Source organism: Mycobacteroides sp. CBMA 271 (assembly GCF_009729205.1).
In the GTDB taxonomy this organism is placed as follows: Bacteria; Actinomycetota; Actinomycetes; order Mycobacteriales; family Mycobacteriaceae; genus Mycobacterium.
In genome coordinates, this window is sequence record NZ_VTHB01000010.1 from 37580 (window position 1) to 57813 (window position 20234).

16 protein-coding genes are annotated in these 20234 nt (G+C 65.3%); 8 read left to right on the forward strand and 8 right to left on the reverse strand.

Translation table 11 applies throughout. The annotated features are described in order from the left end of the window. Positions 1 to 13: 13 nt before the first annotated feature. The 7 genes from FZI91_RS23350 to FZI91_RS23380 all read right to left on the reverse strand — a co-directional run bounded on the left by FZI91_RS23350 (position 14) and on the right by FZI91_RS23380 (position 7803). Positions 14 to 2704, reverse strand: coding sequence for a fumarate reductase/succinate dehydrogenase flavoprotein subunit (locus tag FZI91_RS23350; protein WP_162526023.1), 2691 nt, complete (start codon positions 2702 to 2704; stop codon positions 14 to 16). Continuing rightward, on the reverse strand, positions 2704 to 3483 hold the full coding sequence (locus FZI91_RS23355; RefSeq protein WP_155941495.1) for an ABC transporter ATP-binding protein: 780 nt from the start codon (positions 3481 to 3483) through the stop codon (positions 2704 to 2706). The genes FZI91_RS23350 and FZI91_RS23355 overlap by 1 nt, the downstream gene beginning before the upstream one ends. Beyond that, positions 3480 to 4316, reverse strand: coding sequence for an ABC transporter permease (locus FZI91_RS23360; protein WP_162526032.1), 837 nt, complete (start codon positions 4314 to 4316; stop codon positions 3480 to 3482). The genes FZI91_RS23355 and FZI91_RS23360 overlap by 4 nt, the downstream gene beginning before the upstream one ends. A gap of 32 nt (positions 4317 to 4348) precedes the next feature. Then, on the reverse strand, positions 4349 to 5737 hold the full coding sequence (locus FZI91_RS23365; protein ID WP_155941496.1) for an ABC transporter substrate-binding protein: 1389 nt from the start codon (positions 5735 to 5737) through the stop codon (positions 4349 to 4351). A 12-nt stretch (positions 5738 to 5749) separates the two neighbouring features. Further along, positions 5750 to 5977, reverse strand: a complete 228-nt coding sequence (locus FZI91_RS23370) for a ferredoxin family protein (protein ID WP_078312259.1) — start codon at positions 5975 to 5977, stop codon at positions 5750 to 5752. A gap of 8 nt (positions 5978 to 5985) precedes the next feature. Then, the gene (locus FZI91_RS23375; RefSeq protein WP_162526022.1) at positions 5986 to 6729 is read right to left on the reverse strand and encodes a GntR family transcriptional regulator; all 744 of its coding nucleotides are present in this window, start codon (positions 6727 to 6729) and stop codon (positions 5986 to 5988) included. A 204-nt stretch (positions 6730 to 6933) separates the two neighbouring features. Further along, positions 6934 to 7803 carry a LysR family transcriptional regulator gene (locus FZI91_RS23380; protein ID WP_155941498.1) on the reverse strand — a complete coding sequence of 290 codons (870 nt, stop codon included), beginning with the start codon at positions 7801 to 7803 and terminating at the stop codon, positions 6934 to 6936. Between the two features lie 59 nt (positions 7804 to 7862). Between FZI91_RS23380 and FZI91_RS23385 the strand changes: the two genes are divergently transcribed. Together FZI91_RS23385 and FZI91_RS23390 are read left to right on the forward strand one after the other, a co-directional pair. Beyond that, on the forward strand, positions 7863 to 9020 hold the full coding sequence (locus FZI91_RS23385; protein ID WP_162526021.1) for a flavin-dependent oxidoreductase: 1158 nt from the start codon (positions 7863 to 7865) through the stop codon (positions 9018 to 9020). Positions 9021 to 9122: 102 nt separating this feature from the next. Then, a complete protein-coding gene (locus tag FZI91_RS23390; RefSeq protein WP_155941500.1) occupies positions 9123 to 9428 on the forward strand; it encodes an SDR family NAD(P)-dependent oxidoreductase in 306 nt (101 codons plus the stop codon). Between the two features lie 25 nt (positions 9429 to 9453). Here FZI91_RS23390 and FZI91_RS23395 read toward each other — a convergent pair whose 3' ends face one another. Beyond that, entirely contained in the window at positions 9454 to 10167 is a 714-nt protein-coding gene (locus FZI91_RS23395) for a siderophore-interacting protein (RefSeq protein ID WP_155941501.1), read from the reverse strand. A gap of 395 nt (positions 10168 to 10562) precedes the next feature. Here FZI91_RS23395 and eccA point away from each other — a divergent pair, with 395 nt between their 5' ends. The 6 genes from eccA (at position 10563) to FZI91_RS23425 (ending at position 20233) form a co-directional block, all read left to right on the forward strand. After that, positions 10563 to 12425, forward strand: a complete 1863-nt coding sequence (gene eccA, locus FZI91_RS23400) for a type VII secretion AAA-ATPase EccA (RefSeq protein WP_162526020.1) — start codon at positions 10563 to 10565, stop codon at positions 12423 to 12425. Continuing rightward, a complete protein-coding gene (gene eccB, locus FZI91_RS23405) occupies positions 12422 to 13981 on the forward strand; it encodes a type VII secretion protein EccB (RefSeq protein ID WP_155941502.1) in 1560 nt (519 codons plus the stop codon). The genes eccA and eccB overlap by 4 nt, the downstream gene beginning before the upstream one ends. After that, positions 13978 to 18018 (forward strand): type VII secretion protein EccCa, encoded by a 4041-nt coding sequence (gene eccCa, locus FZI91_RS23410; RefSeq protein ID WP_155941503.1) that lies wholly within the window; start codon positions 13978 to 13980, stop codon positions 18016 to 18018. Before eccB ends, eccCa begins: the two co-directional genes overlap by 4 nt. Further along, positions 18015 to 18323 carry a PE family protein gene (locus FZI91_RS23415; RefSeq protein ID WP_155941504.1) on the forward strand — a complete coding sequence of 103 codons (309 nt, stop codon included), beginning with the start codon at positions 18015 to 18017 and terminating at the stop codon, positions 18321 to 18323. The genes eccCa and FZI91_RS23415 overlap by 4 nt, the downstream gene beginning before the upstream one ends. A 4-nt stretch (positions 18324 to 18327) precedes the next feature. Then, positions 18328 to 19863 (forward strand): PPE family protein, encoded by a 1536-nt coding sequence (locus FZI91_RS23420; RefSeq protein ID WP_162526019.1) that lies wholly within the window; start codon positions 18328 to 18330, stop codon positions 19861 to 19863. Between the two features lie 76 nt (positions 19864 to 19939). Then, the gene (locus FZI91_RS23425) at positions 19940 to 20233 is read left to right on the forward strand and encodes a type VII secretion protein EsxS (RefSeq protein WP_155940886.1); all 294 of its coding nucleotides are present in this window, start codon (positions 19940 to 19942) and stop codon (positions 20231 to 20233) included. Position 20234: the final 1 nt, after the last annotated feature.

The window sequence follows — 20234 nt, forward strand, 5'->3', positions numbered from 1 at the left end:
GTGCTCACTCCCATCAGCCAGCCGCAAGCGCCTGTCGCGCATACGCTCTCACATCGGCATCGCCGTCCTGCAGCGCACCGGTAAGCGCCTCGCGAACCGCGGGCTCGGTCGACACCCATTGGCTCATGCTCAAGACCGCCGCCTTGCGCACGTCCAGGTGTGGATCGGCCAACGCGTGCGACAGTGCCGGGACGGCCTGCGCCGAATGCGCTCCGGCCATGGCGCGCACCGCGCCTTGCCGAATCTGCCAGGCCGGTGCCGCCAACGCCTCCTTGACGGCACCGAGGATCCGGTCATCGACACCCAACGCGCCGACAGCCGTCAGCGCCGCGGCCCGCACCAGCGGATCGCGATCGCCCACCAGTGCCCGCACCGTCTCGGCACCGGCGGACAGCTTCGCCAGCCCGTTGGCGACGGCAATTCGCACCTCGCGGTTGTCGTCCTCCGCGGCGGTGGCAATCGACACCGCATCGTCCACCGACACCAGGGCGCGGACCGCGTCGATCCGGACCCGGTGGTCGAGGTCGCGCAAGGCCTCGACATAGGCGGCCGGATCCCCGACGCGCCGAGCACTGGCCACATACAGGGAGGTACCGCGCACCAACGGGTCAGACGCGCCAACATGATCTCGGATCGCAGCCGGGTTCACAAGCACTTCGACGAGCTCGCGTACCCCGTCGGCGGCGGTGCGGCGTACCGCGGAATCGCTGTCCCCCAATGCATTCAGCAGTGCAGGTTCGTAACCCTCCGGGGTGTGCTCGGTCAGCGCCGCAATCGCGGTGCGGCGTACACCGGGGTCCTCGTCAGCGAGGTATTGCGCCAAATCCTCGACGGTGGGCGCCTCCGAAGACAGCACTGCCAGCACCGCAGCGATCCGCGGCGACGGGGGTTGCTCGACCTCCGCGGGGATGACACCCGAGATCCGCGCGGCCGGAGCCTTTCCGCCGTGCAGTTCGGGTTGGTGCACCGCGATCGGAGCGGACTCCCCCGACGGCAGGTCGTCGAGACCCGGCACCGGGACGAAATAAGGCGCGACAGGCCGTTTGATGAAATCCATACCGCCGTCGGCGCTCTTACTCAGGTTCAGGTGGTATCGCCAGTTCACATCGTCGCGATCCGGCAGGTCGGCCCTGTCGTGGTACAGACCCCACCGCGATTCGGTGCGGGTCAGTGATGAGCGCGCCGCCATCTCGGCGCAGTCCCTGATGAACGACACCTCCGCCGCACGCATCAGCTCATGCGGGGTCCGTGCGCCTATCCCGGCCACCTCATCGGCCATCCGCTCGAATGTCTGAACGGCCAGCGAGAGTTTGGCCGCCGTCTTGGGAGGGGCCACGTAGTCGTTGACGAAGCGGCGCAGCTTGTACTCGACCTGCGGCTGCGGCGGACCATCCGGATGCCGCAGCGGGCGGTAGATGAGCTCGTGCGCCTCCTTGAGCTGGTCGACGGGAAGATCCGGCGGTACAGGAGTTTTCGATAGCGTGGTGGCGGCGTGCTCGCCCGCCAGATCGCCGTACACAAAGGCGCCGATCATGTAATTGTGCGGCACGCATGCTAAGTCGCCTGCGGCGTACAGACCCGGCACCGTGGTGCGGGCATGCTCGTCAACCCATACTCCCGATGCGGAATGACCACTGCACAAACCGATCTCCGAGATATGCATCTCGATGTCGTGCGTGCGGTAGTCGTGTCCGCGGTTGGCATGGAAGGTGCCGCGGGTGGGACGTTCGGTGGTGTGCAGGATGTTCTCCAGCGCCGACAACGTCTCATCCGGCAGGTGGCTCACCTTGAGGTAGATGGGACCGCGCGCGGACTCGATCTCGTTCTTAACCTCCGACATCATCTGGCCGGACCAGTAGTCGGAGTCGACGAAACGCTCGCCCTGTGCGTTCACCTGGTAGCCGCCGAACGGGTTGGCCACATAGGCGCACGCAGGTCCGTTGTAGTCCTTGATGAGCGGGTTAATCTGGAAGCACTCGATCCCCGACAGCTCGGCACCCGCGTGGTATGCCATCGCGTACCCGTCCCCCGCGTTGGTCGGATTCTCGTAGGTGCCATACAGATAACCTGATGCCGGCAGGCCCAAGCGCCCACATGGTCCGGTCGCGAGAATTACCGCCTTGGCGGCGACGGTGACGAATTCTCCGGTGCGGGTGTTAAAGCCCGCGGCGCCCACCGCCCGGCCGTCATCGGTGAGAATCCGCACCGGCATGACGCGGTTCTCGATGCGAATCTTCTCGCGCATCGACTTCTGCCGCAGCACGCGGTACAGCGCCTTCTTGACGTCCTTACCCTCGGGCATGGGCAGCACGTAGGAGCCCGATCGGTGCACCCGCCGCACCGCGTATTCGCCGTGCTCGTCCTTCTCGAATTTGACGCCGTAGCGTTCGAGGCGTTGCACCATAGCGAAACCACGTGTCGCCGTTTGATACACGGTGCGCTGGTTCACGATCCCATCGTTGGCCCGCGTGATCTCGGCGACGTAGTCCTCCGGTTCGGCCTTGCCGGGGATGACGGCGTTGTTGACACCATCCATGCCCATCGCGAGGGCGCCGGAATGCCGCACATGCGCCTTCTCCAGCAGGATTACCTGCGCGCCGTTTTCGGCCGCCGTCAACGCCGCCATCGTGCCCGCGGTTCCGCCGCCGATCACCAGCACGTCGCAGTCGAGCCGGATGGCACTGTCCAGTTCAGGGATGTCCACTATGCAGCAATCTCCGTATGATTCAGCGCAGCAAGGATTTCGGCGCGCAGCGCGCTGCGATCGACATCAGCCTCGCGGGGGTTGGCAACATCCAAGAGTGCGCGCAGCGGCTGACCGGCCCTACCCAGCACGGCGATTCGGTCGCCCAGCAGCAGCGCCTCGTCGACATCGTGGGTCACGAACACCACCGTGGTGGGATGGCTGCGCCAGGTGTCGATGAGTAGGCGTTGCATACTGGCGCGAGTCTGCGCATCGAGCGCGCCAAACGGCTCGTCCATCATGACCGCCCGAGGCGCACCTGACAGTCCGCGGGCCAGCTGGACACGCTGGCGCATACCGCCCGAGAGGCTCTTGGGCAGGTAATCCTCGAAGCCGGTGAGACCCACATCGTCGATCCAGGCTTGTGCCGCCGCACGCCGTTTCGCACGAGGAACCCCGCCCAGCCTGAGCGCCAGCTCGATGTTTGATTGTACTGTGCGCCAAGGTAACAGCGCATTTTCCTGGAACACCATGGCCCGGTCCCTGGAGGTCGTGACGACCCGCTCGCCGTCGGCGTGGATGGTGCCCGAGTCCGGCGGGAGGAGACCAGCAAGGGCGCGCAGCACGGTGGACTTGCCACAGCCGGACGGTCCGGTGAGCACCAGGATCTCGGCGGGACGCACTGTGAGGCTGAGACGGTCGACCACGGTGCGACCGTCATAGCCCAGAGTGACCCCGTCGAGAACCAATTGAGAAGGCCTCACGACCTGTGTTGAATACTCCTCGCCCAAGTGGATCATCGCCGCTCCTCGGCACGGGGCAGCCACCGTGTCGCCCTGCGCCCCACCAACTCCACCGCGGCGGAGGTCAGGAAACCGAGCACACCGATGGTGATGATGCCGACAAAGACGTCCGGGTAGGCCAACACGGTGTACGACTGCCAGGTGCGGTAACCGACCCCCAAACGGCCAGAGATCATTTCGGCGGAGATCACGCATATCCAGGCGACGCCGATGCCGACGGACAGCCCACCGAATACCCCGGGCAGGCTGCCCGGCAACACCACCCGCACGAGCACATCCCAGCGGCCGCCGCCGAGGGTGCGAACCGATTCCTCCCACAGTGTCGGCAGCGCACGCACCGCATGCCGCGTGCTGACCATGATCGGGAAGTACGCCGCCAGGAAGGTGATGAACACGATCCCGGCCTCATCGTTGGGAAACAGCAGGATGGCTACCGGCACAATCGCTATCGCGGGGATCGGGCGGGCCAGTTCGGTGAGCGGTCCGAAGATGTTGGCGAACAGCGGTGACCGTCCCAGCCAGATGCCGGTGATCACACCCAGCACTGCGGCGAGGCCGAACCCGGTGAGAATCCGGATCGTGGACTGCCCCAAGTCCAACCAGTACTGTTCGGTACCAATGCGCTTGGCGAGCGCCGAGACAATCTCGGTAACCGTCGGGAGCGTGTCGAACCGCAGCCCGAACCGCACCTTGTTGACCGTCAACAGCTGCCACAGCAGCACGGCGATGGCCACCGATGTCGCCCGGGTCCCCCAGGCGACATACCTCGAACCCTGTCGCCGGGGTGTCGGGGCCGCAGTCTCCTCGCCGGTGACCGCTACCGCGACTATCCGGGGCCTCGATTCCAGGATGGGCAGGCTGCTCACGCCGCCGCCGCCAACGCATGCAGGTAATCCAGCGGCGCGGCACCGGGGTGGGCGGCGATGTAGCGGGTGGCGCCCGTACTAGTCGTAAACGGGTGCAACCCGGTCGAATCCCGGACCCACCACGCGTGGTCGGCGAACCACCGGGTGCCCAGATCGGTATCCGCGACGTAAGCGGCGCGGATCTTCTGGCCCGCGGCGTTGGCCGCGTTCACGGCCTTGAGCAGCTCCGTGGGGTTGGCGAGCACCCGGGTGGAGTCCTTGCCGTCGAACCAGATCTCGGCCGCCAGCGCCGGGTCCGGGGCATTGAGTACCAGCGGGTTGACCTTGGCGGCCAGTTCCGTGTCGTAGCTCTTGGTTCGCGCCGCATACGCCTGGCGCAGCGGACCGTCCTGCACGAACTCGCCGATGTTGAGCTCCGCGAAGTCCCCAATCGATTTCAGATACGGCACATCGCTTCTGAACGCCTCGATGAGCGAGGGCTTGAGGGTGGTATCGAACGAGGTGCCGCCCGGCCCGTTGTAGAGGTATACGACCTCCTGCGGCAGACCGCTGCCCTCGGCCACAATGCGCGCCGCTTCGAGTGACTTCTCGTGGATGAAATCGGTGGCGTCGAGTTGAGCCTGCAGGAAGGCATCGAGCACCTCCGGATGCTGCTTGGCATAGTCGCGGCGGACCACCACACCGTGGAAGGTTGGAACATTCAGCTCTGCACCGTCGTAGAGCAACTTGGCCTTGTTCTGGAAGACCAGCAGACCCGGCCAGGCCACGAACTGCGACAGTGCCTGCACCTGACCAGATTCCAACGCGGAGGCCCCGACCTGCGGCTGCTGGTTGAGTACCTCGACGTCCTTGGTGGGGTCCAGACCGTCGTTGCGCAGTGCCCGCACCAACGTGCCGTGCCCAGCGGAGCCCACGCTGGCCGACACTTTCTTGTCCTTCAGCTCGGGCAGCGTGGTGATGGCCGAATTGGGCGGCACCACAACCATGTTGAGCGCACCTTTGGCGTTGTATCCGGTGATCGACACCAGCTCGGTGCGGGCCTTCTCATTGGCCTGCGTCTTGGACCCGTTGATCAGCAGCGGGTAGTCGCCCATCGAGCCGATGTCGATCTTCTCGGCGAGCATCTGCGCGGTGATCGGCGCACCGGTGTCGTAGTCCTGCCATTGCACGGTGTATTTGGTTCCGGTGCGAGAGGTGGCCTCGGCGAGCCGCTTCTCCAGGTAGCCCTGGGCGCGCAGCAGCGTGCCGGCGGTCACCGTGTTGATGGTCTTCGACTGATATCCGACGACGACGGTCAACTCGTTGGCCGAGCCAGATCCTGAATCCAGCGAGCATGCAGTGGCCAGGACAAGGGTAAGGGCGACAAGCAGGGCTGTTCTCTTCATGAGCGTCCTGACTTAACGGAGGAGGTAAGGCATGTTGACGGTGACAGCACCGGTAGGACACCGGGCCGCGCAGGGCCCGCAGTACCAGCACTCGTCAACGTGCATAAAGGCCTTGCCGTTTTCTGGGTTGATCGCCAGCGAATCAAGCGGACAGATGTCCACGCACAATGTGCAGCCCTCGATGCACAGCGATTCGTCGATGGTGACCGGAACGTCGATCCGATTGTTGACCAATGCCATAAGAGTCCTCAGGTATCCCTTAATAGATTGCTGCGCAATGTGATTCGATCTCCGCGCATCCGGATGTATTCGAGGTCGACGGGGGTCCCGTCATCGAGATGAGTCAGCCGCTCCAGCAGTAGCAACGGGGCGCTATCTGGCACCTGTAGCGTGGCGGCCGAATGTGAGTCCGCGGCAACGGCTTCCAGCGCCAAGCTGGCCGATCCAAGCCGCCGCCCGGTCACCTGTTCGATCAACGCGAAGATGTCATTGGTCTCCAGCTGGTGCTCAAGCACCGCCGCGCCGACGTCGGGCGTCAGGTAGGTCTTGTCGAGGCTGAGCGGCAGATCGCCGAGGTAGCGCAGCCGCTCGATGAAGAAGACATGCGAGCCGGCACCGAGACGGAGCCGATGCGCGACCGCGGGCGGGGCGTTCACTTCCTGGATGACGCGGACCTCGTTGTGGACCTCGCCGTATCCCTTGAATGTCTCCTTGAGTCCGAGCAGCGCGTCCAGGCCGTGCTCGTATTTGCGCAACGCGACGTGGGTGCCGGTGCGAGGGCCACGCTCGATCAGTCCCTCCTCCTTGAGGGTGGTGAGCGCCTCGCGGACGGTGTTGCGGGATACGAAGAACTCTGCGGCCAGTTCCTGCTCGCTCGGTAGACCACCGTCGGCGTATCCCCCGGCGTGAATCTGGTGGCGCAGCACGTCCGCGACCAGCCGCGCCTGATCGGCGCGTGGCCGGCGCAATGGCGTGGGCTCGACAGCAGCCACTAGTCCTCCTGACGTGAAACAACCTCGCCAACACGCTAAAGGCCTGCTCAGCGGCTACCCGCTCGGTGAATTCAAACTCTGTCAGGTCTCATTCATTGCGCCGGTCGACACCCCGCTCCGACCTGCTGCGAACCATCCGATGAGCACCAATACGCCACCGGCCTGCCGAGGTCGAGATTGGATTCAGGATGAGTGGAACAACCCTCAGAGAATGTCGCGGGCGCGATCCAGAAAGGCGCGCGCCGCGGGGCTGACCGGACCACCGAGACGCCAGGCCAGTGCGAGGCGTCCGCGTAATGCGGGCCGGATATCCACCGCCACCACGCCATCGCGATGTCGCAGGTACGGCGTAGGCACGACCGCGACACCGAGCCCCTGTTCGACCAGGGCCAGAAGCGATCGCGGCGAGCTGGCCTCGAAGGCCACGTTCGGGGCGAGGCCCGCTCCTCGGCACGAGGTTTCCAAGATGGATCTGATGCCACTGCCATTCGGCAAGGAAATCAACGTGCGTTCACACAGCACGTCCAGCGTGACCGTCCGCCGTTTCGCCAGTGGATCGCTGGTCGCGACCGCCGCCACCAGCGACTGATCATCGATGACGCGCAGGCCTAACCCCTCCGGTTCGTCGGCCCCTAGGGCGATGATGGCACCGTCCAGCCGCCCGTCGCGCAGCCCGGCCGTCAGGTCGTCCGAGGTGGCTTCGGCGAGGGTGATGGTTATCGCGGGGTGGTCGCGGTGGAAAGACGAGAGCAGCCCGGGCAGATCGGCGCCGTGCGATGTGACGGTCCCGAATGCGATGTGCCCGCGCAAGAGCCCCCCGATCTCGTCGGCCGCCTCACGAACTCCGTCAACAGCGGCGAGAGCGGCTCGGGCGTAAGGAATTACCGCCTCGCCCGCGTCGGTAAGCCGGACCTTGCGGCCCGACCGGTCGAACAGTTCCTGCCCCAGTTCGCGTTCGAGGAGCCGAATCTGCGCACTCACCCCCGGTTGGGCGACATGCAGGGAGGCCGCCGCCTTCGTGAAGCTCGCGGCGTCCGCCACGGCCAGGAGGTACCGGAGCTGATGAATCTCCATAACTATTGATTATAGATCGATTAACTAATAGATCTTGGACTTCTGATTCGCCCAGGCCGATGCTGGAAGGCATGAGCGAGAACAAGACATCGATCGTGATTGCCGGAGCCGGTATCGGAGGTCTGACCGCGGCCCTGACCCTGCATGCCGCGGGGTTCGACGTGGCCGTGCTGGAGAGCGCCCACGAGGTCAAGCCATTGGGCGTCGGCATCAACATGCTCCCGCACGCCGTCGGCGTGCTCACCGAGCTCGGACTGGGCGATGAACTCTCGCGTATGGGTGTCGCTACTACCGAGATCCGATTCTGCAACAAGCGCGGCACCGTGCTGTACACCGAACCCCGAGGCCTCGCCGGCGACTACCTGTACCCGCAGATCTCCGTGCACCGTGGCCGGCTGCAACTCATGCTGCTCGATGCGGTGCGGAAACGCGTTGGCCCACAATCTGTTCAGACAAATAGCAGGGTTTTCGGGTTCGAGCAGGACGCGGCCGGCGTGCGGGTGCGCACCGCGGTCGGCGATATCGAGGCAGATGTCCTGGTGGGCGCCGAGGGCGTGAACTCGGCGATACGCGCACAGCTGCATCCGGCGGATCCGCTGCGCTGGGCCGGGGTGCGAATGTGGCGCGGCGCCGCTGACGTCGGCCCCTTCCTCACCGGCAAGACCATGATCGCCGCCCACGATGACACCGATCACGAGCTCATCGCCTACCCGATCAGTGACCGCACCGTGAACTGGGTGGCGCTCGCACGCACTGACGCCGCCGGAGACCTACCCGTCGACGCGCAATGGAACGCCCCCGTCTCGGCCGGGGAAGTCCTGGATCACTTCCCGGGCTGGGATTTTGGCTGGTTGGACATCCCGACCATGATCCGTAGCACCGACCACATCGTTGAATACCCGATGGTGGACCGCGACCCATTGCCACGCTGGGGCGAGGGGCGGGTCACCCTGCTGGGAGACGCCGCACATCCCATGTATCCGCTGGGCGCCAACGGCGGCTCACAATCCGTCGTGGATGCCCATGTGCTGGCGCGCGCACTGTCCGAATCCTCCGGCGATCCGGCACGCGGATTGGCGGACTATGAGTCCCAGCGGATCGAGGCCACCCACGACGTGGTGCTGGCCAACCGCGCAATGCTGCAGTCCTGGGGCGAGGAATTGTCCGCCGAGCTGGAGCAGGTGGCGCAGTCGTATCGACAGCGTACGAAGGCCTGACACTCACGGACTCGCCGTGAATGGAAGCAACGGCGGAGGTCATCCAACCAATCCACATGGCGCTCACATCGCGGGTCCAGGAATCGCTGGCTCAATAGAGACATGCACATCCACCAGAGCCCCGATGTGGTCGTCGTCCTCAACGCCGACGACCCGAACGGCCGTCAGATCGTCCAGATCCTGGTGCGCAACGGGCATCGGGTGGCCATCAGCGGCAGATATGCCACCGATCTCACGAGAATGCTTCACGGCTACAACACGGATCAGGTGATGGCCATCGCGGCCGATGTCACCGACCCACACCAGCTGCGCGAACTGTGCCGGCGTGCGGCCGATCGGTTCGGCACCGTCACCACGATCCTGGACGCCAACGGCCGACAGATGCCGCACTTGCGGCTCGCCTCATGAGCAGGCCGAGCGCGGTAGACGCACCTCAGGACATCCAGTAAGCCTGAGCCTTCATCGATCGGCGCGGGATGCCGTAGTAGTCCTTGAGGACACGGGTGACCTCGCGGGTGGTCCGGGTATCGCATGCCACCCACCCGAAGAAGTCCGAGGCATCGACCGCAGCCTCTCGCACGATCTCGGCCAAGGGCCGGTCGCCGTGACGATCCACCCAGATCGCATCGCCGCGGACCGGCAGCGTCTTGTCGTTCTCGTGCGCGGCTTCCAAAAACACCATGGCCGGGCTGTCCCCGATCGCCTCCAGGAGAGAGTTGATCGCGGGTAGCGATGCGGTATCCCCGACGATGACGTACCCATGCGGAGCGGGGTCCGGCAGCGCGAAACTGCTGCCCAGCACGGTTGCCTCAATCGTATCGCCGACCTGGGCCGACTGCGCCCAGCGGGCCGCGAGCCCGTTATGCAGGGCGAACTCGATATCGACGGTGTCGGCCCGCGGGTCGGGATTGACCAGCGTGTATCCGCGTTGATGCAGCTTGTCGCCGTCCGGGAACCACAGCCGGATCCACATCGTCGGATGAACCGGACCGCTCTGCAGCAGGCCGCCGGCCGCGAAGCTGAGTCGCAGATAGTGCTCGGTCAGCTCGCGCCGACCGGTGACTGTTAGCTGAAAGTCGCCGGCACGGAACAGTTTGAGAACCGCGCCCTGCCATCCGCGTGTTGGTTGCGTCACTGTGGTCGGCATTACACCCCTACTTCATCAAGATCACTTTATACCTTAGGCTAACCTAATAACCTCCCGGCAGATAAGGCTAGGGTTAGCTATCGACACTTAGGTAAGGGAATGCTAATCTCTTGCCGAGCAAGCACTGATGTCACGGACAAGGGCGGTAGATGAGTACTCGCGAACGAGTTGATCAACTCGAACGCCCGGTTGTGTTGGTCGTCACAGCACGGTGTTCTGCCGGCAACACCGAACTCCGGTCTCAAGATCACCACCAAGACGGGGAACGTCATCGTGGCAGCGGGCGATCTGGCGCAGGTTTGCTGGCCGCCCGCAGCAGAGGTATCAGGAACCAATCATGCTCGCTACCCGACTACTCCAATCAGCGGGCATGTCGATCAGGCGAAGGGCTGTAAGTGGATATTCGTGAGCGAGTAGGTCAGCGAGAGAGTGTGAGCCCAACGGTGGCTCCGTCGACGCGCATTGACCCCGAGCTGGAGAGCCGATTCGCAACCTGCTGCCGGGCCCTGGGTCTCGCCGTCAACGACAGGCGACGTCCCGCAGATTTGCCAGCAGCACGCTACGGCTTCACTTCGCTGTGCAGAACCGCTCAAGATCACTGCGATGTCTGGGTCGGTCTCGCAGCCTCCGGCGGCGCCACCATCGACGTCCTGGAAGCGATCTCGGAAACCACGGCCACCGCGGGGCAGCTGCAGCACGCGGTGAACCTGCAACCGGGTGATCTCACCTTCACCTATGACACCGGGTTGTACCTCGAGTTCCGCGCGAACGGGCCCGACGACTACCACCTCGCCTATGCCGCGGCACTCGTCGACAAGGGTGAGTACGTCAAGGCCGACGAGTTGATCGCCACCGTGATCGACCGGCGCCCGGGCTGGTTCAACGCCCGCTGGGTCGCGGTGGCCATGCAGAACCGGGCCGAGCGGTGGTCCGATGTCGTCACTCTGCTGACCCCGGTCGTCACCGACGAGTCACTGGATGCCACCACCGTCCACGCCGTGCGGATCACCCTGGGCATCGCCCTGGCCAAGCTCGGCATGGTCAATCCGGCCCTTTCCTATCTCGAAGACCCCAGTGGCCCAATCGAAGTCGCTGCCACCGACGGCGCACTCGCCAAGGCACTGAACCTTCGTCACCACGGCGACGAAGAGACCGCCACCGAGGTGCTTCAGGACCTGTACGCGGCCAACCCAGAGATCGCCGACGTCGAACAGGCGCTCACCGATCCGAGCGTGGGTCTGCACACCACGACCGCCGCACGCATTGCGGCCCGCTCCGACCCGTGGGATCCCGAGACCGAGCCCACCGAAGAGGATTTCATCGATCCGGAGGCCCACGAGCGCAAGGCAATCCTGCTCGCCGAGGCCGAGCAGCAGCTCAGCGAGTTCATCGGACTTGAGCAGGTGAAGGATCAGGTCTCCCGCCTCAAGAGCTCCGTGGCGATGGCGTTGCGCCGTCAAGAACGCGGACTCGCCGTCGGCCACCGCACACACCACCTCGTGTTCGCGGGACCTCCCGGTACCGGTAAAACCACCATCGCCCGGGTTGTCGCCAAGATCTATTGCGGCTTGGGACTTCTCAAGCGCGAAAACGTCCGCGAGGTGCATCGTGCCGATCTCATTGGCCAGCACATCGGCGAGACGGAGGCCAAGACCAACGCCGTCATCGACAGCGCACTGGACGGCGTGCTGTTCCTCGATGAGGCATACGCCCTGGTGTCCACCGGCGCCAAGAACGACTTCGGCCTCGTCGCCATCGACACCCTGCTGGCCCGCATGGAGAACGACCGCGACCGTTTGGTGGTGATCGTGGCAGGTTACCGCGCCGAGCTGGACCACTTCCTCGACACCAACGAGGGTCTGCGCTCCCGATTCACGCGGTCCATCGAATTCCCTTCGTACGCACCACCAGAACTGGTCGAAATCGCTTCGGCGATGGCGTCGGCACGGGACAGCAAGTTCGACGAGGACGCTGCCGCCCAGCTGCTCGCCGCCTTCGCGACAATGTGCGCCGCTGAAGCTCCCGATACGCGCGGTATCGCGCGTCGGAGCATCGACGTCGCCGGCAACGGCCGCTTCGTCCGTAACGTCGTCGAACGGTCCGAGGAGGAACGTGAACACCGCCTTGACAATTCGGGCACCGAAGAATTCAGCGATGACGACCTCATGACCGTCACCGTCGAGGACGTCCAGGCGTCGGTGGACGCCATCATCAGTGGACTGGGTCTGTCTGCTTCCGGGTTGTCGGTCAAGAAATGAGCGACAACAGCAACAACAGCGCGAACAGATCCGATTCCGACCGCCGGGCCTTTGCTTCGCGTACCCCGGCCAGTGAGAACCCCGAACCGCTGAAGTACCGCCGCGGTTTCGTGACCGGGCATCAGGTGACCGGATGGCGTTTTGTCATGCGGCGCATCGCATCCGGCGTGGCACTCCACGATGCCCGGATGCTCGTCGATCCGTTGCGAACCCAGTCACGCGCATTCGCAATGGGCGCCATCATCGTGATCACGGGTGTGGCCGGATGTTTCATTCTGAGCATGATGCGGCCTTCTGGTATCGCCGGAACCGATCCGGTGCTGGCCGATCGATCGACCGCCGCGCTCTATGTGCGAGTCGGCGACAACCTGCACCCGGTGCTCAACCTCACCTCCGCCCGCCTCATCGCCGGCAAGGCCGTGGATCCGACAATGGTCAAAAGCGCCCAGCTCGATCAGTTTCCGCGCGGCAACCTGATCGGCATTCCGGGTGCACCGGAACGCATGGTGCAGGCCAAGTCCACCGATGCCGCGTGGGCGGTGTGCGAGTCCAGCGAGGACCGCGCTGTCACCGTCATCGCCGGGTCACTGGACACCGGCGGCGACAAGGCCACCGAGGTACCGCACGACCGCGCCGCGGTGGTGTCCTCCGAGTCCGGTACCTGGCTGCTGTGGGACGGGAAACGCAGTGCGCTCAACCTCGGCGATGTCGCCGTCACGAGTGCGCTGGGATTCACCACTGCGCCTGCGGCGCGTCCCGTAACGACCCGTCTGCTCAACGCGATCCCCGAGGCTCCGCCGCTCGTGGTTCCCGCCATCGCCGGGGCCGGCGCGCCTACGGCCTACCCGCTGCCCGTGCAGGCACCCATCGGCTCGGTGCTGGTGAGCTACGCCAATGACAACAACCCGGTGCACTACGTGGTGCTCACCGATGGCGTACAACAGGTTTCACCCGTGATCGCATCGACACTGCGCAATGCAAACTCCTATGGGCTGGAGCAGCCGCCTCGCTTGACGGCCGATCAGATCGCGCATCTGCCAACCTCATCGTTGATCGACACCAGCGTGTTCCCCAACGCCACGGTCAAGCCGCTGGCGGACAACGAGAATCCCGTGCTGTGCACCCGGTTCACGAAGACGGCCGATGCCGCCTCGGAATCGTGGTCTCTGCTAGCGGGCTCGGTTCTGCCCCTGTCCTCGTCGGTACACACCGTGCAACTGATCACCCCTGCCGCCACCCCCACCCGGGTCGCTATCACACCCGGCATCGGATATCTGGTGCAGCCGGGCGGCCTCGGCGCGTATCAATGGATCTCCGATACCGGCGTGCGATATGGCATCGACACGGAAGCAGACGGCGACAAGACCCTCGATGCGCTCGGACTGCGGAAGCCCGCACTACCCATCCCATCGTCAATCCTGGATCTGTTCGCGGCCGGCCCGTCGCTGTCACGCACCGACGCCCTGTTGGCCCACGACAGCCTGGCCCCGAGCAATCGGCCGGCCATCCGCATCCAGACTGACAACCCATCTGCTCAGGCACAGGAGTCCCGTTGAGCCGTCTCATCTTTGAACCCCATCGGCGGGTAGCGCCTCCGGCGATACCCGATGCCACGGTGACCGTCGAGGCGCCTCCACAGCTGCCTCGAGTGGTTCCGCCATCGTTCCTGCGGCGCGCCATGCCCGTCGTGATCGTGATCCTGATCGTCGGCATGGTGGTCGCGTTGTTCGCCACGGGCATGCGAGTGATCTCGCCCACCACCCTGTTCTTCCCGTTCGTGCTTCTGTTGGCCGCCACCGCATTCCTCCGGAACGGCAACGACAAGGTGCGCACCGAGGAGGTCGACGCCGAGCGCGCGGACTACTTGCGCTATCTGTCGGTGGTCCGCGACAACCTGCGTACCCATGCCGCTGCGCAGCGTAAGGCGCTGGAATGGTCGCATCCGGATCCCGAAGAGCTGACCATTCTCCCGGGCTCACGCCGGCAGTGGGAACGAGATCCCGGCGACGACGACTATCTGCTTGTTCGCGCCGGCCGCCATGACATTCCGCTGGCAAGTGCCGTGCGGGTCAAGGACATCGCCGATGAGATCGACCTGGAACCGGTGAGCCACAGTGCATTACGCGGGTTACTCGACACTCAGCGCACGGTGCGGAGCGCCCCGCTCGGCATCGACCTGGACAAGGTTTCGCGTATCACGGTGCTTGGTGACGACGATATTGCCCGTGCCGCCATCCGTTCGTGGGTGACACAGGCCGCCACCTTCCACGATCCGACGCTCTTGACGGTCGCGATGGCCGGCCCCGGGGCCGAAGATGCCGAGTGGTCTTGGCTCAAATGGCTTCCGCACGTGGATATCAGCGGCGAGGTCGACGGCGTCGGCCCGGCACGGTACCTACGTCGTACGGGTGCCGAACTCTTCGAGTCATTGAAGCCGGTCCTGGACGAGCGACCGCTCTTCGGAGCGGATGGCAGCGTCCACAAGCACCTGCTGATCGTTCTGGACGACCCGACATACGACCTGGGCGGCCTACATTCGCCCATCCCCGCGGCCGGGTTGGCGGGCGTCACCGTCATCCAGCGTCTCGACGGTCAAGAGAACTCGGCGGATTCCTTCAAGCTGCCGGACTATCTCAATCCGGAACGCCCTGTGCTGCAGGTCAACCGCAATGGCGTGAGCGCACGAATCACCCGCTGGAACGGCAGTGATTGGCAGCCGTTCATCAACGAGGCCGATCAGCTCACCGTCGGAACCGCAACACATGTCTCCCGACGGTTATCTCGCTGGGATTCCAACCCGACCCATCCAGGGCTACGGTCGGCGGCCACCGGCGGTGCGACCTTTACCGCACTGCTAGGCATCGAGAACGCAGCGGAACTGGACGTCCCGGCTCTGTGGTCTCAGCGTTCGCGAGACGAGGAGCTGCGGGTGCCTATCGGCGTCACCTCCTCCGGCGAACCGCTGATGTTCGACCTCAAGGATGAGGCCGAAGGCGGTATGGGTCCGCACGGTCTGATGATCGGCATGACGGGCTCCGGAAAGTCCCAGACCCTGATGTCGATCCTGTTGTCGCTGTTGACGACCCACTCCGCCGACCGCCTCATCGTGATCTACGCGGACTTCAAGGGCGAGGCCGGAGCCGATATCTTCCGCGACTACCCGCAGGTCGTCGCCGTGATCTCGAACATGGCCGAGAAACGTTCCCTGGCAGACCGTTTCGCCGACACGCTACGTGGCGAGGTCGCGCGCAGAGAGAACCTGCTCAAGCAGGCCGGTCGCGACGTACAGGGCAGTGCCTTCAACTCGGTCCGTGAATACGAGGACGCGATTGCCGCGGGTCACGATCTGCCACCGATCCCCACGCTGTTCGTGGTGGCCGACGAATTCACCCTGATGCTCCAGGATCACCCGGAGTACGCCGAACTGTTCGACTACGTCGCACGCAAGGGTCGCTCGTTCCGCATCCACATCCTGTTCGCGTCGCAGACCCTGGACGTCGGCAAGATCAAGGACATCGACAAGAACACCTCGTACCGCATCGGCCTGAAGGTGGCCAGCCCCAGCGCATCCCGACAGATCATCGGGACCGAGGACGCCTATCACATCGAATCGGGCAAGGACCACAAGGGCGTTGGGTTCCTGGTGCCCGCGCCGGGCGCGGTGCCCATCAAGTTCCGCAGCACCTACGTCGACGGCGTCTACGATCCGCCGTCGCAGACCACCACCGTGGAGATCCACGCCACCCCGCAGCCCAAGCAGTTCACCGCACTGCCTGTTGCGTCCGATCCGACAACGGTGATTATCAAGGGCGATACCGGGCGTTTGACGCAACCGGCGCGCAAGCTCATCACCACCGTCGGCGCCCAGCTGGGCAAGGTTGGCCCGCGCGCACCGGAGCTGTGGCTGCCACCGCTGGACAGCGCGATTCCGTTGGCGAATGTGTTGGACCAGGCCGGGATCCCGGCGCGGCAGCTCCGCTGGCCGCTCGGCGAGATTGATAAGCCGTTCCAGATGCGCCGTGATCCGCTGATCTTCGACGCGACCTCGGCCGCCGGGAACATGATCATTCACGGCAGCCCGAAGTCCGGGAAATCGACCGCGCTGCAGACGTTCATCCTGTCGGCTGCCGCATTGCACTCCCCCGGCGATGTCACCTTCTACTGCGTCGACTACGGCGGCGGGCAACTGCACGGCCTTGAGGGACTGGCGCATGTCGGCAGCATCGCCAGTGCGTTGGAGCCTGAGCGCATTCGGCGTACCTTCGGCGAGCTGGAGCAGCTGCTGGCATACCGGCAACGCCTGTTCCGGGACCGCGGCATCGCTTCGGTGGCCCAGCTGCGGGCTTTGCGGGACAGCGATCCCACACTGCACGACGGTTACGGAGAGACGTTCCTGGTCGTAGACAACCTCTACGCGTTCAGTCGCGACAACACCGACCAGTTCAACACGCGAAACCCGTTGCTGGCCAGGCTCACCGAGCTGGCCAACGCGGGCCTGTCGTACGGCATCCATGTCGTGATCACGACACCGAACTGGATCGAGGTGCCATTGGCGATGCGTGATGCGCTCGGCCTGCGCGTTGAGCTCAAGTTGCATGATTCGGCCGACAGCAATGTGCGGGTACCGGGCGCACTGCGCCGCCCCGCCGAGAGCGTTCCGCACGATCAGCCGGGCCGCGGACTGACCATGCAGGCCGAGCACTTCCTGTTCGCCTCGTCGGATCCGCAGAGTGTCGAGTCGGTCAACGCCAACTACCCCGGGGCCAAGGCTCCCGCCGTCCGGCTGCTGCCGGCGGATCTGGCGCCGAACGCCATTGGGCCGCTGTACCCGGGGCGCGAGCAGGTCGTCATCGGCCAGCGGGAGCAGGATCTGGCGCCGGTGGCGCTCGACTTCGCACACAATCCGCTGCTGATGGTTTTGGGCGACACCGGATCTGGCAAGACAACGCTGCTGAGGCACGTCATCCGCACCGTCCGCGAGCATTCGGCGCCCGACGAGGTAGCGTTCACGGTCCTGGACCGGCGCCTGCATCTCGTCGACGAGCCACTGTTCCCGGATAACGAGTACACCCCCAACATCGACCGGATCACCCCGGCAATGCTGGGCCTCGGTGCGCTCCTAGAGAAGCGTCGGCCACCCGCCGGCCTGTCCTCGGAAGAGCTGCACAACTGGGTGTCCCGCGGCGTCACCGCACAGCGGCACTACCTGATCATCGACGATGTCGACCAGATCCCCGACGCGCCGGCCGTGAGCGGTCCATACATCGGGCAGCGTCCGTGGAACGCGATCACCGGCTTGCTCGCCGAGGCGCGCGAGCTGGGCCTCCGGGTGATCATCACCGCGCGGGCGACCGGTTCGGGCCACATCCTGATGACCAACCCGATGCTGCGACGCTTCCACGAGCTGCAGGCCAACACCCTGATGCTCAGTGGCAGCCCGCAGGACGGCGGCCGAATTCGAGGGCACCGCTTCGAGCGTCTGCCCGCGGGACGCGGAGTTCTGTTGTCCGATAACGATGTCCCCACATATGTACAGACCGTCAATCCACTCGTCAGCGAGCATGCCGCTCAAGGAAGGGAGTACCCACGATGATTCTCAACGTCGTTCCGGAAGGTCTGACCGCCACCAGTGCGGCCGTGGAGGCGCTGACCGCGCGCCTGGCCGCGGCGCATGCCGCAGCCGCCCCGGTGATCGGTGCCGTGGTGCCACCCGCCGCCGACCCGGTGTCGCTGGAGACCGCCGCCGGGTTCAGTGCGCGCGGAATCGAGCACAGCGGTGTGGCGGCCCAGGCCGTCGAGGAGCTGGGTCGCGCCGGGCTGGGCGTATCAGAGTCTGCGGCCAGCTACACCACCGGCGATATGCAGGCCGCGGCCACCTACATGATCGCGCGGGGCTAATTCGGTGTCCGCGCCCATCTGGATGGCGTCGCCTCCCGAGGTCCACTCGGCGCTCCTGAGCGCCGGACCCGGGCCGGGTGCACTGTTGGCCGCTGCCGCGCAGTGGCAGGCACTCTCGGTGCAGTACGCGACCTCTGCAACGGAGTTGGGGCAGCTGCTCGCCGCCACCACCGCCGGACCCTGGCAGGGGCCCAGCGCCACCCAGTATGTCGCCAGTCACGCCCCCTACCTGGCCTGGCTGACCCAGCAGAGCGCCATGAGCGCCACCAATGCCGTGCTGCACGAGACCAGCGCCGCCTCCTACATGACCGCACTGGCGGCCATGCCCACGCTTGCCGAGTTGGCCGCCAACCACATGATCAATGGTGTTCTGTTGGCCACCAACTTCTTTGGCATCAATACCATCCCGATCGCCCTCAACGAGGCCGACTACATCCGGATGTGGGTCCAGGCCGCCACCACCATGGGCGTCTACCAGGGTGTCTCCACCGCGGCCGTCATGTCGGTGCCCCCCACCCAGCCGTCACCCATGATCATGGCCCCGGGCGGCGAGATGTCCCGGATGGCCGCAGACATGTCCGGCATGGCCGCGCAGGCCCAGGCAGCCGAGTCGGGCACGGCGCTGGACAGCAGTGAAAGCTTCTTCCAAAAGCTGATGCGACAGATCCAGGAATTCTTCACGGACCCGCTGGGCACGCTGCAGCGCATGTTGCAGGACTTCATGAAGAACCCCCTCGAAGCGCTCATCGCCTGGGGTCCGCTGTTGTTCTTCATCGCGTATGAGGCGTTCTTCATCCCGTTCGGGTTCACCGCGTGGGGCATCATGCTGTCCGCACCGCTGTGGATACCGTTGCTCCTCATCGGCCTGGCCCAGCTTGTTCCCCAGGCACCGGCCGACGTGACCACGCCGGGCGATGAGCCGGGACGCGAACAACCTCGGGTTGAACGCAATTCGCCGCAGCAGGCCACCTTCGCCGCCGCCCTGCCCACGATGACATCGCCGCCAATCGGAGGGGGTGCGGGTGCAGGTGCAGCACCTGCCGGCGCGCCGGCACCGACTGCCGCCGCGGTGGCTACACCGGCGTATCTGGCCTTCGCGGTGCGCGAGGATCCTCCACCGGTACGTTTCGGACCCACCCTTAACGAAGGCAGCGGCGCCAAGGCGCCGGCGGCCGGAATCTCGGCAGCAGCCGCGGCCGCGGCCTCTGCTCGTTCGCGGGCCCGGCGTAAGCGCGGCGCCCGGATCAAAGACCCCGCCCCGCAGTACATGGACATGAACTCCACTGTGGAGCCGGACTTTTCCGAGCCCAGCGCGCGGCCCGTACGCGATGTGTCCGGCTCGGCGCGTGGTTCGGGCCAACTCGGATTCGCCGGAACCGTCCCCAAGTCGACGACGACCACGACGGCGGCGGGTCTGATCGAGCGCGAGAGCGCGATGGACGAACAGAACTCCATGGACAGCACCCGCACCATGCCCATGCTCCCCACCACGTGGGGCACCGACCCCGAGCCGCCCGAGGAACGGGGGGCGAGTACCTGATCCGCCACATGAGCACCACTACGGAAAGCACCACGGAAGTACATGAGCAAGAAACAGAGAATAAGGAGAGGATCATATGAGTCTGCTTGACGCACACATCCCCGCTCTGGTGGCCGCAGAGGGCACCTTCGGCGCGAAGACCGCGTTGATGCGCAGCACCATCTCGCAGGCCGAGCAGGCCGCGATGTCGGCGCAGGCCTTCCATGTCGGTGAGTCGTCGGTGGCCTTCCAGGCCGCGCACGCCCGGTTCGTCGAGGTGTCCGCGAAGGTCAACGCGCTGCTCGATATTGCGCAGCTGAACCTGGGCGATGCCGCCGCGACCTACGTCGCCGAGGATGCCGCCGCCGCCAGCCGTTACACCGGCGTCTAAG

What these genes read in the sequence shown, in the direction of transcription:
- FZI91_RS23355 (WP_155941495.1), bottom strand. Translation starts at nt 3,483, where the DNA reads ATGATCCACTTGGGCGAGGAGTATTCAACACAGGTCGTGAGGCCTTCT.
- FZI91_RS23365 (WP_155941496.1), bottom strand. Translation starts at nt 5,737, where the DNA reads ATGAAGAGAACAGCCCTGCTTGTCGCCCTTACCCTTGTCCTGGCCACT.
- FZI91_RS23370 (WP_078312259.1), bottom strand. Translation starts at nt 5,977, where the DNA reads ATGGCATTGGTCAACAATCGGATCGACGTTCCGGTCACCATCGACGAA.
- FZI91_RS23380 (WP_155941498.1), bottom strand. Translation starts at nt 7,803, where the DNA reads ATGGAGATTCATCAGCTCCGGTACCTCCTGGCCGTGGCGGACGCCGCG.
- FZI91_RS23385 (WP_162526021.1), top strand. Translation starts at nt 7,863, where the DNA reads ATGCTGGAAGGCATGAGCGAGAACAAGACATCGATCGTGATTGCCGGA.
- FZI91_RS23390 (WP_155941500.1), top strand. Translation starts at nt 9,123, where the DNA reads ATGCACATCCACCAGAGCCCCGATGTGGTCGTCGTCCTCAACGCCGAC.
- FZI91_RS23395 (WP_155941501.1), bottom strand. Translation starts at nt 10,167, where the DNA reads ATGCCGACCACAGTGACGCAACCAACACGCGGATGGCAGGGCGCGGTT.
- eccB (WP_155941502.1), top strand. Translation starts at nt 12,422, where the DNA reads ATGAGCGACAACAGCAACAACAGCGCGAACAGATCCGATTCCGACCGC.
- FZI91_RS23415 (WP_155941504.1), top strand. Translation starts at nt 18,015, where the DNA reads ATGATTCTCAACGTCGTTCCGGAAGGTCTGACCGCCACCAGTGCGGCC.
- FZI91_RS23425 (WP_155940886.1), top strand. Translation starts at nt 19,940, where the DNA reads ATGAGTCTGCTTGACGCACACATCCCCGCTCTGGTGGCCGCAGAGGGC.